We start from the raw sequence: 13,557 nt of genomic DNA on the forward strand, positions 1-13,557 counted from the left end.
AGGTATCAGTATAGGCCTCAGGCGATATCGCCGGAGACCTCAGGCGCATCAAGCCCCATCGAGTGCAAGCGTGCGTAGTAACCGTTTTGCGCCATCAGCTCGGCATGGGTACCGCGCTCGACAATCTGGCCCTGATCCATCACCAGAATCAGATCGGCTTTCTCGATGGTGGTCAGCCGGTGAGCGATCACCAGCGTGGTGCGACCTTTCATGACGTGGTCGAGTGCCGCCTGGATATGGCGCTCGGACTCGGTATCCAGCGCCGAGGTGGCCTCATCCAGGATCAGCAGCGGTGCGTTTTTGAGTAACGCCCGGGCAATTGCCAGACGCTGACGCTGACCGCCGGAAAGCAGCACGCCGTTCTCACCGACCTGGGTGTCCAGGCCTTGTGGCAATTGCTCGATAAAGTCCATCGCGTAAGCATCACGCGCGGCTTTTTCGATGTCGGCACGCGGGGCACCCGCCAGGTCACCGTAGGCAATATTGTTGGCCACGGTATCGCTGAACAGGGTCACATGCTGGGTTACCTGGGCAATATGACGGCGCAGGTTGAGCAGACGGTAATCTTCGATTTCAACACCATCGAGCAGAATTTCGCCCGCTGTGTGGTGATAGAAACGCGGAATCAGGTTCGCCAATGTCGACTTGCCACTGCCGGAACGCCCCACCAATGCCACCATTTGCCCCGGTTCGGCCGAAAAGCTCACGTCCCTGAGCACCTGACGGTCGGTGTCCGGGTAGGTGAAGCTCAGATTGCGCACTTCCAGACGGCCAGTGACGTGGTCGCGCTCAACAGTGCCGGTATCGACTTCCGGTTTCTCATCCAGCTGTTCAAAGATGCTTTCGGCACCCGCTACACCCTTCTGGATCGTCGAGCTGACTTCAGACAGCTGACGAATCGGCTTGGGTAACAGGCCGGCCAGGGTGATGTAGGCGATCATGTCGCCAGGCGACGAGTCACCACGAAGGTAAAGCACCAGGAACATCAGGATGCCCATAGCTACATAGATGACCAGTTGCAGCATCGGGGTATAGATAGCCCCGGTGCGGGTCATGCGCAGTTGCTTGTCGGTGTTGCTCTGGCTCGCCTGCAGGAAGCGCTTGCGCTCATACGCCTCACCGCCAAAGCTGCGCACAACGCGGTAGCCCTGGATGGTTTCCGAGGCAACGTGGGTTACGTCACCCATCGCCACCTGAATCTTCTTGCTTTGCTTGCGGAATTTTTTGCTGGCTGTGCTCACCATGACCGCAATCAGTGGCAAGATCGCGACCATAACCAGCGTCAGGCGCCAGTTCATCCACAGCAACGAGCCAAACAGGAATACGACTGTCATACCTTCACGGATCACCACCTTGATCGCATCGGTGGCAGCACCGGTGACCATGGTCACGTTGAAGGTAATACGGGAGATCAGATGGCCCGAGTTGTGCTTGTCGAAATAGCGGTTGGGCAAGACCAGCAGGTTGTTGAACAGCTGAACCCGCAAGTCGTGTACCAGGCCCAGGGAGACCTTGGCCAGGAAGTAGTTGCCCAGGAAGGATCCCAGGCCCTGCCATGCGGCGATCAACACAATCAGGATCGGCACGACCTGCAACAGGCGCAGATCACGCAGATAGGGAACGGAAGGAAACAGCACTGCGTCCGGATTGGACAGGCCATCGACGAAATACTTGAGGATGTAACCAAGCATTGGCTGGGTCGAAGCGAAAATAAGAAACCCGACGATACTCAGCAGGAACAGGCCGACATAAGGCCGGACATAGCTGAGCAGGCGCAGATATATCTTCAAGCTCGATTCGCTTGTGCTGGGGCTGGATTCGGTCATATCACGCGGCGGTTAGTAAAAAAGGAAGCTGACTTTATCACAGCTTCTCTGGTGTACTGACTGCCGCTTGTAGCCCGGCCTCGTGGGGCAGTAAAAACGACACTACAGGGCCAGTGCGCTAGTATGGCCGTCCAAAATCTGGAACGAACCTTTCAGCATGCAATTGAGCTACTTAAATTATTCAAAACAACGGGTGTTTGATTTCATTTGCCTATGGCTGCTGCCTGTCGGCCTTTTATTACTTTTATCCGACCTTTATTTTCTACCTGGACGAAGCCTGCATCACAAACTGTATTACGGGCTGTTCAGCATTCCGACCCTGATTGCCCTTGTCTTGCGGCCCAAAGAACTCCGGGACATCTTGCGTGAACCGTTGATCGCAGGCTTCCTGCTGTTTGCTGCTTGGGCCATGGTCAGCCTGATCTGGAGCAACACCGAGGAGAGCATTCTCGGCCTGTTCAAACCCCCGCTGCACCTGTTCATGCTGTTCGCGGGCGGTACATTGCTGGTCAAATACCGCAGTGACAGCCTGCAGCCGGTCATTTTTGGTGCCGCAGTCATTGCCCTGGTCGCGACCCTGTACAACCTGTACATGTTCTACCCCAACCATGATCCGCAACTGCGGATGATCGGAGCCGGTGCTTTCGACAATCCGCTGCTCAGCTCCCACGCATTCGGGTTCTTTTGCATCTACTGGCTAACCCTGGGCATGACCTGCAAGCGCCCGCCAGCCCTGTTTGTGGCCATTCCCGCCTTTGTCATCATGTTTGCGGCGGTGATCGCCACCGGCTCCCGAACCCCGCTGCTGGCCATCGTCATGACCATGGTCTGGCTCAGCTTTATCTGCTGGAACCGTCGCTCACTGGCCCTGATCAGCATGCTCGCTGCAGGGGGCATTGTGGTGGCCACGCTGTTCTGGGACATGCTCGTCAGCCGCGGCAGCTCGTTCCGCTTTGAACTGTGGCAGATGGCGCTGGATCTGATCGCGCAAAGCCCGTGGGTCGGTCATGGCTATGACGCGCACTTGTCTCTGACGTTGCCACAATATCCCGACGACCCCCTGAGCGAGCCCCATAATTTTTTCCTCGGGGTACTGTTCTACGTCGGTTTGCTCGGCCTGCTGCCCTGGTTGTTCATGCAGGCCTGGGGCCTGTACAGCAGCTGGCGTCACCGCGTGCAGCCGTTGTTCATCCTGGCCTCCGCCTGGCTGGTATACGGTATCGGTGCCGGCCTGACCGAGGGTGGAGGGATCATCTCGCGCCCCAAGGAACACTGGTATCTGCTGTGGATCCCGCTGGCCCTGATCGCCGCACTGAATATCGGCCTGCGCCTCAAGAGCCTGCGCGACAGGCCGGTTCACCGCCTGTCCGATGCCGCCTTCAATACCCTTGCCAGCCATGCCCAGGTGATTGAAGAAGATGGCTTGGGCCCCAAGGTGCTGCGCCTGCAAAACGGCAACTTCCTCAAGTTGTTCCGCGCACGCCGCTGCTATACCTCGGGCAGCTTCAACCCTTATTCGGAACGTTTTGCCGTCAACAGTGAGCGCTTGCAGGCGATGGGCATTCCCGCGCCGAAAACCCTCGACCTGTTTCAGTTGCGCAATGGCAGCACTGCCGTGCTGTACCAACCACTGCCCGGCCAGACCCTGCGCCAGGTCATGCAGTCGATGGGTTCGCCGGCCATGCGCCAGGCCCTGGTCGAGCGCTTCGGCAAGTTCCTGGCGATCCTGCATGACAAGGGCGTTTACTTCCGCTCACTGCACTTGGGCAATGTGTTGTTGATGGACGATGGCGAGTTCGCCCTGATCGATATCGCCGACATGCATCTTTATCCTTCGGCACTGCGCATAGCCCTGCGCCAGCGCAACTTGCGGCATATGCAACGCTACCCCGAAGACCGTCGCTGGCTGTTCGAAGAGCAACTGCCCGAGCTGCTGCAAGGTTATGCCACCCTGGCTCCCGCCCCTGCCGTTACAAGCCTGCGCAACCAGGTTATGGCACTTGCTCAAACCAACGCGCCTTGAGCCTGGACAGCAGTAACCCCTTGTGGGCGGTGCTGGCCTATGGCCTGGCGATCATGACGTCAGCATTGCTGCTGCGGTGGTCGCCGACCATCCAGCGCAATCTGGAGCACTCAGCTCAAGGCCGCTATAGCAGTGTTGATGGCTTGCGCGGCTATTTGGCCTTTGGTGTGTTCATTCACCACACCGCCATTACCTGGGTGTTCCTGCATACCGGGGCATTTGAAATGCCCTCGACCCGGTTCTACGCCCAGATCGGCCTGGCCAGCGTGGCCTTGTTTTTCATGATCACGGCCTTTCTGTTCTGGGGGCGTTTGCTCGAGAAAGGCCGTGAATACGACTGGCTGGCCTTCGCCGTGTCCCGGGTTTTCCGCCTGTACCCGCTATATTTGCCGCTGATGCTGCTGGTGATTGTCAGCGTGTTCTACATCCAGGACTGGACACTCAAGGACACCCCGCTGGAGATTGCCGGCCAGATACTGGCCTGGCTGTTTTTTGATCGCCCGGACATCAATCAATTCCCGCAAACCGGCGGGCTGATTGCCAACGTCACCTGGACCCTGAGCTACGAAGTGTTCTTCTATATGGCGTTGCCGCTGTTCGGGATGGTGTTTCTGTACCGCAGCGACTGGCGACAGACTGCACTGTGCCTGATCGCCATCTATGCGCTGTATCAGGTGGTAGGTTGGGAGCACTCGCTGAAAAAGCACATTCTGATGAGCTTTCTCGGTGGCGTGGCCGCGGCGTACTGGGTACGCACGCCCAGGCTGCTGGCCTGGAGCCGGACGCCCGTTGCAGGGGTCATTGCATTGGTTGTGCTGATGGCCGTGCTGACCCTGTTCCGCAAGAGCTTTGCGTTCTTCCCGCTGCTGTTGCTTACCCTGGCGTTCTCGATCATCGCCTCCGGGCATACGCTGTTTGGCGCATTGGCCAAGCGCAGCATTCGCTGGATGGGTGAAATCAGCTACAGCACCTACCTGTTACACGGATTCCTGATCTGGCTGATGTTGCAACGCCTGCCACTGGGGCTGCCACTGGATACCAGAGAGCCGCTGGTGTTCCTGCTGCTGGCGGCCCTGAGCAGCTGCCTGTTGATTGTGCTCAGCAGCCTGAGCTTCCTCTACATCGAGAAGCCGGGCATGGCCGCAGGCAAAAGGGTTGTGCGCCGACTGCGCCGGCGTACCCGGACAACCTCACAGGTCGAGCCGGAATAACCCCTCGCACGCCGTCAGTCTTTTTCCAGGGGTGAGAAATACAGCCGCCCCAGCCCACGCCAGGTTTTGCCCGTCCAGCGCTTGAACGGAATCTGCGCCAACAGCTCGCGAGCCAGGGCACGATTGCGGTTGGCCGTTTTCAGGAACATGGAATTGAGGAACTTGTAGCGCACCTCGTCGTACAGCGGGTGATCGCTGAACTGGGCATAAATGCGCAGAATGCTGTCGATCATGAACCGGTGGTTCTTGTACGAATTGGTCGCGTGCTTGCGATAGCGCGCCATCACCACGTTCAGGCCGTCGATAAAGTACCCTGCATGGGTAATCTTCAGCTCGATATACAAGTCTTCCAGGCGAATGCTCGGGTCAAACCCCCCCACCTTGTCCAGTGCTTCACGGCGGATCATCAGGGTCGGCGCAGGCGGATACGGTTTGCGCTCCAGGAACATGTCATCGAAGTCCAGGCGCCGGAACGGTACATCACGGCGCTGGCGTTTTTCCGGGAACAGGTTGCCATTGGCATCGATCAACTCGATATTGCCCGCGCAAATACCTACTTCCGGCTTGCCATCCATGTAGGCAACCTGCACCGCGATACGGTCCGGCATCATGATGTCATCGGAACCGAAGGGCACGATCAGGCTGCCCTTGGCCCGGGCAATCGCACCATTGAGGGTATTGGTCAGGCCCTGGTTCTGTTGCACTCGAAAGTCGAAACCATGTACCGCCTGCAAACGCTGGATACGCTCCACGCTGTCATCAGGCGAGCCGTCATCGATCACCAGCAATTCGATATTGGGATAAGTCTGATCCAGAACGCTCTGGATGCTTTGTTCTATGTAGGGCCCGTGGTTGTAGGAGGCGATGATCACCGTCACCAGGGGTTGCGAGTCAGTCATGGGTGTTCCTTAAGGGCCTGGCGCAGGCCCGAGTCGATCAGGTCCAGATACTCCTGGCGGAATACCTCAATGTCGTGGTTTTGCTGCAAGTAGCGGAACGCCTGCTCGCCCTTGGCTCGCAAAGCGTCGTCCGACAGGGCCAGGTACTCGTCCAGCGCTGCGGTGAGCGTTGCCACGTCGCTGGGCTTCACCGCCAGGCCACCCGCCCCTTCAATCAGCGGCAGCATGGCCGGCACATTGCTGGCGATCACCGGCAAGTGCCCACTCATGCCTTCGAGCAGCGCCAGCCCCAGGCCTTCGGCCAGTGAAGGCATGGTCCAGATATCAAAAGCACGCACGTACTGCAGGGCGTTCTCCTGGAAGCCCAACAAATGCGCACGACCATCGAGCCCCAGTTGCCCGATCTGCTCGCGCAAACGCGACTCCTCGCGGCCGGCACCAATAATGGCCAATTGCGCGTTCGGGTATTTGTCTTTCAATGCCGCGAAGGCTTGCAGCAAAAAGCGGTGGCCCTTGATAGGCACCAGACGTCCCAGCGCGCCGATCATCCGCGCATCCTGATCGAGGCCGAGCCTTTCACGCGCCTGCTGGCGTGGCAGCTGCAGGGCTTCGGCCTGCTCGATATCGATGGCGTTGGTGATCGCGTAAGTATTGGCGTCGGTGAAACCGCACTGGCAGTCCAGCAGGTACTGTTTGACCGCAGGCGACACGCCGACAAAGCGCCAGTGCTTGTCGATCAGGCGCTTGGCCTGGCTGCGCCGGTAAAAACGGTCGTACTCGCCAAACCCGTGGGAAATACCCACGCACAGCGGGATTTTCAGCCAGCGGTTGAGCTGCAGCATCATGTTCACCGGCTTGAAGCGGTTGCAGATCACCACATCAAACTGCTCTTTGCGGCAGAACTTGTACAACGCCCACATGGCGCGCAACCGCATGCCCTTGAGCGACTTGTCGCTGAACTCGAAATACACCGAGTGGTCGGCCTTGCTCACTGGCTCGCCCGGCCCCGGGCGCCCACGCAAAAAGGCCGCCGTGATCTCGTAATGCTCACGGGGCAATGCGCGTACGATCTGCTCGGCGAGGTCGGCAAAGTCATGGGACTTGACGTTGTAGTCGGGCTGCAATTGCAAAACCTTGGAACGCTTCATAACTCTCCCCGGTGAAATCCGGTGGCATCAATAACCCAGGCAGGCTCTGCCGCCAGACGCTGGATTGCAACTGGATCGGGAGCAGGCAGCTTGGCCCACTCGTTACGCTTCCAACACACGAAGTGAAAGTAAGGAAAGGTGTGATCGCCGTCACGATCGTTTTTCAATATGCCGTTTTTCCAGAACCACTTGCCCGGGAAATTTTCCGTGCCGTCATGCCACTTAATGCAGCCGCCGGGGGTACTGAAGGCCTCGGTAAACTCACTGGTGCGACGCAGCGGGTTGAACTTGCCCACCAGCTCGAACAGCGGTTTGGGCAGGTTCTTGCGCCACAGGAAGATCCGGCTGAAGGCACCTTCATCCAGCGCATGATGCTGATTGTCAGTAAAGCGCTGCTGCCAGTCCTTTATCCGCATGAACAGCTCGCGCTTGCATGACGTATTGCGCATCAGGCACAAATGCCCCGCGACCCGGCGTTCGTGGGTTGAAAACAGGTCATAGCGGGCCAGCCGCTCGGCGGTGAAATAACTGCGCAGGTCTCCGTACACCAGATCAATATCGCCGAAGGCCCAGAAATCATAGCCCTGCAGACGATCTTCGTGGATATAGCCCAACGCCGGCTTGATATCGCACAGTTTATAAGCCTCTTTGGGTGCGAAATTGATCTTCAGGCGCTCAGAAACCTTACGGCAATAGTCGGTAAAGCTGATCGATTCAACGGTCACATTGGCCGGCAGATTTTCAGGTACCCCACAGTCGCTGAAAAATAGCCAGTTAATATCGGGATTGTGCCGACAGCTTTCTAGGAAAAACGGCATCCAGAACGGCCAGCGGCCGAAGTACGGGATCACAAATAAAATACGCGGTGATGGTTTTATCACAGGGAACTCAATGTAAAGGTCGAGATTAGGGTCAATGCTATGACCGCTTTTTATATGTGCTTATTATTTTAGTTGCCAAAACAGCTCATGACGCCTGACGGCCTTGCGGAAAAACTCATTCTCGCCATAAGGCGATGGCTTTCTGCCTGCCAGGAGTTGCTGTATCGATCGTCTAATCCTGCGCTTGAGCGCAGCCCGTGGCTGCAGGTCATGCATCATCCCCAGCGCCATGGCCTTGTCGCGTTGCTGTGCAAGGCTCAACGGCAGGCTGCAAGGGCGCAGGCTGAGCGTGGCATCGAACACCGGCGGCAAGGCAATGCCGTCACCGCTGTTACCCATCGGCCAGCGATCGTTGTCATGCAGGTGGTTGGCGTAGCCGAGCACCGTGGTCGGCTGCCACTCCAGGCCTTCAAGGGCCTCGATGACAGCGTCATGGGCACAGATATGGTCCGGGTGCGGGTCGATTGACGGGTGCGGAAGCACGATCACTTCAGGGCGCGCGCGCAGAATCAATGCACGCAAGTCGGCCAGCAGGTTATGCCAGGTCGGCGCGCCGTCCTGATCGGCGGGCAACGGGAACGGGTTGAATTGGCGGAATACGCGAATGTCGCTCAAATCGGCCTCGCGCGAGGCCATCGGCTGATCGGGAGCGCCCTGCATGGCGGGCAATTGCAGGCAAAAATAACCCAATTGCGCGCAATGGGCTTCAGGCACCCCGGCCCAGCGCGGTACGACCATGCTGTCCCAGGCGCGCAAACGGCCCTTGAGGCGGGCGGCCTCTGCCCGTGGCAGGCCCATTTGCTGATAATGCCCGGCTTCGATTTCGCCAGCGGTCAGGGTCACGATCCAGGCTTCTTTGGCCTGGCTGTACAGGCCAAACGCGGCCAGCTCAGCATCATCGGCGTGGGGTGCGACAACCATGATCCGCTGCTGGCGATAATCGGGTTGACGGAAAATCCGCAGTTCAGGTTGGCCCAAAACGCGGCAGTAGCGCCCGCGCACACGCAACTGCCCCGCGACCAGCGCCTGCGCACAACCACTCACGTTCAGGTAGCGCTGGCCATTCACGCCACGCTCGAAAGTTTGCCGGTCCGCCGACTCGCCACCCGACAGTTGCACATACGGGTCAACAAAGCGTCCCAGCCAGCCACTTTTAACCTTGACCTCCAGGATCAGGGTTTCATCTCCTGCCAGTTGCAGCGGGTGCTCCGCTACCAGCTTGTCGCCCTCAAGGCGCACCGCCGGCTGCTCGCTGCCGGCCGGGAAGCTGTACTGGTAATCGTCCTTGGGCGAATAGAACAGATGATCGGCAAACCATGCTTCATGGGCCACCCAGCCCAGCACCGCCAACACCGGCGGCAACCACCAGGCCAGCAACACGCCACTGGCAATCAGCACCAGCAGGCCGATCAGCAGGCCAATACGCTTGTTGCGCCGATGACGCTTGAGAAGTTGCTGTTTGCGCGAGGCGGGTTGGCTCATGGCTAGGCTCTTGTGATTGATCTCTCGTGGGAGCGAACCTGTTCGCGATGCAGGCACTGCGGGATGTTAAAAAACGCAGTGATACCATCGCGAGCAAGTCCGCACCTACAAGATTTGTGTTTCAGACTTTGAACACGGGCACCGGGTTGCACCAACGCTCTTTGTATTCACGGTCGGCGCGGCCGAACGAGAAGCGCAAAGGCTTGTTGAGACTGCGGGCCTGCTCCCAGGCAGATTGGGTATTGATAAAACTCAACACGCTGCCAGGGCTGAATTCACGGGTCTGAGGGTCAACACCGCCATTGACGTACTCGACACTGATCCACTCGGGCGACTCAGCGCGGTACACCAATTGAATCGCTATCGGCGCATCGTTGAGGAAAATCACCGAGCCGATCAACAGCTCGCGCAACAGTTCGATGACCTCGGCCATCCGCTCGGCCCCTGTGGCAACAAAGCCCCAGCGGCGCAAAAACAGATCGCAATAAATGCTTGCCAGCTCAACGCTGGAAAACTCCGAAACCGGGCGCACTACCCCACCCGCCTCCTCCAGCAAACGCAGTTCGCGGCGCTGGTTGTAGCGGAATTTTTTCGACAGTTCTTCCGGCGTGCGAGCCATCGCCAACTGCTCGGCTTGCGGCAGCAGATTGCTGAAACGGCCCTCATTGAGCTGCGACAGGTAGCGTGCTCGATGACGCAAAGGCGCCGCTGCATCCGCAGCTGCGGGCAGGATCAGCTCGGCGTTGCCCAGATCGAACAGACCTTTTTTGCCATGACGCTTGAGCACATCCTTGGACAAGGCCAGATCGCGCCCCCAGGTCGGGATCGCCGCCTTCAGCTTGCCGTCCTGCTCCCAGGCAAGATAACGCACAGGAATACCGGCCAACTGCGCCAGACGTTCAACGACCATCGGGTGGGTAGCGACGCTGCCGCCAAAACGCTGCCAGGCATCGGCATAAGTGCCGGAATCCACAACGCTCCAGCCGCGCTCACGCCAGCCTTGAAATCGATTGAGCATCAGGACTCCGCAATCAGGTCGGTGACTTGCGCCAAGTGCCAGAAGGTATTGCGCACCGCCCGATCACTAAAACGTTCGTGCAAACGCTCAAGCATCAGTTCGGCGCAAGCCATGCGCTGCTCATCATCGAGTTGAGCCAGGTGCTGCAGGCCCTGGGCCAGATGCTCGGCATCGCCCAGCGGGAACAAAATCCCCACGCCCTCGACCACTTCTTTGGCACCGCCACAGGCCGTTGCCAGCAACGGCACACCGGCAGCCATAGCCTCAAGCAGCACCATGCCAAACGGTTCGTGATCAGAGCTCAACGCAAACACGTCAAAGGCCCTGAAATAGCGGCGTGCATCAGGCACCTGGCCCAAAAACAGCACCTGATCGCCGATCCCCAGCTCATTGCTCAGCTCTTTGAGATCCTCCTCCAGACGCCCCTTGCCCATAATGACCAGTTGGCTGTCAGTCGGCAGATTGGGCAACGCCAGGGCAAAACCGCGAATCAGCGTGGCCTGGTCCTTGTCCGGATGCAGGCGACCGACGTTGCCGACAATAAAGCCATCGACCGACAGCCCCAACGCTTCGCGCGCCGGGGTGCCAGACAATTGCCCGGCCTGGACCGCATCGATATCGATACGGTTATAGAGCGTGTTGATACGCCCTGATGGCCACTTGGGCAGGCACTTGCGCATGTCGTCACGCACCGCGTCGGAAACACCGAGCAGGCTCAGGCGCTTGCGAAACAGGTGGGCAAACAGTTTGCGGCTGCGACGCTGATAATCGCCAAACGCATGATGCACGCCGATCACCGGCAAGCCGGTGGCCAACAAGGCGATATAAATCGGCTTGAAGCGGTGGGCGATGCAAAAACTGAAATTGCGCGAGGCTGCGATCTTGCGCAGCCTGGCGATGGCACCCAGCTTCAGGCCACGAATGGCCCTGGAGCTGAATTCCATAAAGATCACTTCATCAGACGCACAGCCTGCTGCCACTTCAGGGTCGGTTGCTCCGGTCAGGAAGACCGTGGTGACCTTGTACCCGGTACCGGCAAACAGGCTCGCGTACTGGCGCGCACAGTCCAGGAACGGCCCGTCATAGCCGTGGCAGAACTGCAGCACATGACGCTCAGTCGAGCGATTCATAAGTCTCAGCGCCGTCTTTAACCACCAGGATGTCTTCCATGATCAGGTACTGCAGATCGGAACCGAAGAACATGTTCAGCGCGTCAGTCGGCGAGCAAACCATAGGCTCGCCACGACGGTTAAGCGAAGTGTTCAGCGAAACGCCGTTACCGGTCAGCACTTCCAGCGCCTTCATCATGTCGTAATAACGCGGGTTGTATTCGCGCTTGAGCACCTGGGCGCGGGAAGTGCCATCTTCATGGACAACCTCCGGCACGCGGGTTTTCCACTCTTCAGCCACTTCGAAAGTGAAGGTCATGAAGGGTGCCGGGTGATCGACCTTGATCATCTGCGGGCCTACGGTGTCGAGCATCGACGGGCAGAAAGGCCTCCAGCGCTCGCGGAACTTGATCTGTTCGTTGATGCGGTCTGCCACGCCTTCGCTGCTCGGGCAACCGATGATCGAGCGACCGCCCAATGCACGCGGACCGAACTCCATGCGCCCCTGGAACCACGCTACCGGGTTGCCATCGACCATGATCTTGGCGATGCGCTCCGGGGTGTTTTCGATGCGGCGGTAGGCAGGTTTGCCAGGGTGACGGGCACAGGCCGCGATCACGTCTTCGTTGCTGTACGCAGGGCCGAGGTAGACGTGTTCCATCTTCTCGACCGGCACGCCGCGAGCGTGGGATACATACGCCGCTGCACCGACTGCGGTACCGGCATCACCGGACGCAGGCTGTACGAACAGTTCTTTGACTTCCGGGCGAGCAATGATTTTCTGGTTCAGCTTCACGTTCAACGCGCAGCCGCCCGCAAAGGCAATCTTGCCGGTTTCCTTGAGGATGTCGCCCAGGTAGTAGTCGATCATCTGCAGCGACAGTTTTTCAAACAGCGCCTGCATGCTGGCCGCGTAGTGGATGTACGGCTCGTCGGCGATATCGCCTTCGCGCTTGGGCCCCAGCCACTCGATCAGTTTTGGCGAGAAGTAGAAGCCCTTGCCGTTCTCTTTGTAGCGACGCAGACCGATCACGTTGGCGTATTCGGTGTTGATCACCAGTTCGCCGTTTTCGAACGAGGCCAGACGCGAGAAGTCGTATTTGCTGGCGTCGCCGTACGGCGCCATGCCCATGACCTTGAATTCGCCATCGAGCATCTCGAAACCGAGGAACTCGGTGATTGCACCGTACAGGCCACCCAGGGAGTCCGGGTCGAAGAACTCCTTGATCTTGGTGATCTTGCCATTTTCGCCGTAGCCGAAGAAGGTCGTGGCGTACTCACCCTTGCCATCGATGCCCAGGATCGCGGTTTTCTCTTTGAAACCCGAGCAGTGGTAGGCGCTGGATGCGTGAGCCAGGTGGTGCTCGACCGGTTCGATCTTGATTTTCTTCGGGTCGAAGCCCAGCTGCTCAAGGCAGAACACGATCTTGTTGCGGTAGCGCTTGTAGCGACGGTTGCCCATCAGGATCGCGTCAAGGGCGCGATCCGGGGCGTACCAGTAGCGCTTGGCGTAGTGCCAGCGAGCCTTGCCGAACAAGCTGATCGGAGCGAACGGGATCGCCACCACGTCAACGTCGGAAGGTTTGATACCCGCTTGTTCAAGACAGAATTTTGCGGACTCGTAGGGCATGCGGTTCTTTGCATGCTTATCGCGTACGAAGCGCTCTTCTTCAGCCGCCGCTACCAGCTTGCCGTCGATATAGAGGGCTGCGGAGGGATCATGGCTAAGGGCGCCGGACAGGCCAAGAATCGTCAATGCCACTGGATTAGCCTCTTTTGAATGCAGGCAGGCGGCGGGCGCCTGAAAAAATGATGCGTTCCTCGCAGTTCGAGAAACAGCTAAAGAGCGGGATTATAGCGTAAAGACGCCCGCAGTGACCCTGCACGATTTGCCACGCCCTATTGCGCGCCTTCATCTGCAAAAAAATCGCCGGGCCACATATATGTAGCCCTAACACCC

At 58.6% G+C, this 13,557-nt stretch carries 10 protein-coding genes; 2 read left to right on the forward strand and 8 right to left on the reverse strand.

The genetic code is table 11. The features are described from left to right. Window positions 1–17 precede the first annotated feature (17 nt). The gene (gene msbA, locus GHO42_RS03240) at window positions 18–1,826 is read right to left on the reverse strand and encodes a lipid A export permease/ATP-binding protein MsbA (protein ID WP_095000924.1); all 1,809 of its coding nucleotides are present in this window, start codon (window positions 1,824–1,826) and stop codon (window positions 18–20) included. Between the two features lie 157 nt (window positions 1,827–1,983). On the opposite strand from msbA, the gene GHO42_RS03245 reads away from it, so the two are divergent. Continuing rightward, complete coding sequence (locus GHO42_RS03245; RefSeq protein WP_153327255.1) at window positions 1,984–3,849, forward strand: bifunctional O-antigen ligase/aminoglycoside phosphotransferase family protein; 1,866 nt, start codon at window positions 1,984–1,986, stop codon at window positions 3,847–3,849. Between the two features lie 2 nt (window positions 3,850–3,851). Then, entirely contained in the window at window positions 3,852–5,060 is a 1,209-nt protein-coding gene (locus tag GHO42_RS03250) for an acyltransferase (protein WP_232527670.1), read from the forward strand. Window positions 5,061–5,074: 14 nt separating this feature from the next. On the opposite strand, the gene GHO42_RS03255 is transcribed toward GHO42_RS03250, so the two are convergent. The 7 genes from GHO42_RS03255 to GHO42_RS03285 form a co-directional block, all read right to left on the reverse strand. Continuing rightward, a complete protein-coding gene (locus tag GHO42_RS03255; protein ID WP_095017695.1) occupies window positions 5,075–5,959 on the reverse strand; it encodes a glycosyltransferase in 885 nt (294 codons plus the stop codon). Beyond that, window positions 5,956–7,107 carry a glycosyltransferase family 4 protein gene (locus tag GHO42_RS03260; RefSeq protein ID WP_153327257.1) on the reverse strand — a complete coding sequence of 384 codons (1,152 nt, stop codon included), beginning with the start codon at window positions 7,105–7,107 and terminating at the stop codon, window positions 5,956–5,958. The genes GHO42_RS03255 and GHO42_RS03260 overlap by 4 nt, the downstream gene beginning before the upstream one ends. After that, a complete protein-coding gene (locus tag GHO42_RS03265; RefSeq protein ID WP_170943714.1) occupies window positions 7,104–7,988 on the reverse strand; it encodes a DUF6625 family protein in 885 nt (294 codons plus the stop codon). Before GHO42_RS03265 ends, GHO42_RS03260 begins: the two co-directional genes overlap by 4 nt. A gap of 63 nt (window positions 7,989–8,051) precedes the next feature. After that, a complete protein-coding gene (locus GHO42_RS03270) occupies window positions 8,052–9,470 on the reverse strand; it encodes a PIG-L deacetylase family protein (protein WP_095020183.1) in 1,419 nt (472 codons plus the stop codon). A gap of 121 nt (window positions 9,471–9,591) precedes the next feature. Beyond that, the gene (locus tag GHO42_RS03275) at window positions 9,592–10,488 is read right to left on the reverse strand and encodes an antimicrobial resistance protein Mig-14 (RefSeq protein ID WP_095020182.1); all 897 of its coding nucleotides are present in this window, start codon (window positions 10,486–10,488) and stop codon (window positions 9,592–9,594) included. Continuing rightward, a complete protein-coding gene (locus GHO42_RS03280) occupies window positions 10,488–11,618 on the reverse strand; it encodes a glycosyltransferase (protein ID WP_095020181.1) in 1,131 nt (376 codons plus the stop codon). The genes GHO42_RS03275 and GHO42_RS03280 overlap by 1 nt, the downstream gene beginning before the upstream one ends. After that, window positions 11,602–13,359, reverse strand: coding sequence for a carbamoyltransferase (locus tag GHO42_RS03285; protein WP_095000915.1), 1,758 nt, complete (start codon window positions 13,357–13,359; stop codon window positions 11,602–11,604). Before GHO42_RS03285 ends, GHO42_RS03280 begins: the two co-directional genes overlap by 17 nt. Window positions 13,360–13,557 lie beyond the last annotated feature (198 nt).

This window comes from Pseudomonas sp. FSL R10-0056 (assembly GCF_009600105.1).
Classification (GTDB): domain Bacteria; phylum Pseudomonadota; class Gammaproteobacteria; order Pseudomonadales; family Pseudomonadaceae; genus Aquipseudomonas; species Aquipseudomonas bubulae.

Excerpts from the sequence above, each read along its gene's own strand:
- msbA (WP_095000924.1), bottom strand. The coding sequence starts at position 1,826 with ATGACCGAATCCAGCCCCAGCACAAGCGAATCGAGCTTGAAGATATAT.
- GHO42_RS03245 (WP_153327255.1), top strand. The coding sequence starts at position 1,984 with ATGCAATTGAGCTACTTAAATTATTCAAAACAACGGGTGTTTGATTTC.
- GHO42_RS03255 (WP_095017695.1), bottom strand. The coding sequence starts at position 5,959 with ATGACTGACTCGCAACCCCTGGTGACGGTGATCATCGCCTCCTACAAC.
- GHO42_RS03260 (WP_153327257.1), bottom strand. The coding sequence starts at position 7,107 with ATGAAGCGTTCCAAGGTTTTGCAATTGCAGCCCGACTACAACGTCAAG.
- GHO42_RS03270 (WP_095020183.1), bottom strand. The coding sequence starts at position 9,470 with ATGAGCCAACCCGCCTCGCGCAAACAGCAACTTCTCAAGCGTCATCGG.
- GHO42_RS03275 (WP_095020182.1), bottom strand. The coding sequence starts at position 10,488 with ATGCTCAATCGATTTCAAGGCTGGCGTGAGCGCGGCTGGAGCGTTGTG.
- GHO42_RS03280 (WP_095020181.1), bottom strand. The coding sequence starts at position 11,618 with ATGAATCGCTCGACTGAGCGTCATGTGCTGCAGTTCTGCCACGGCTAT.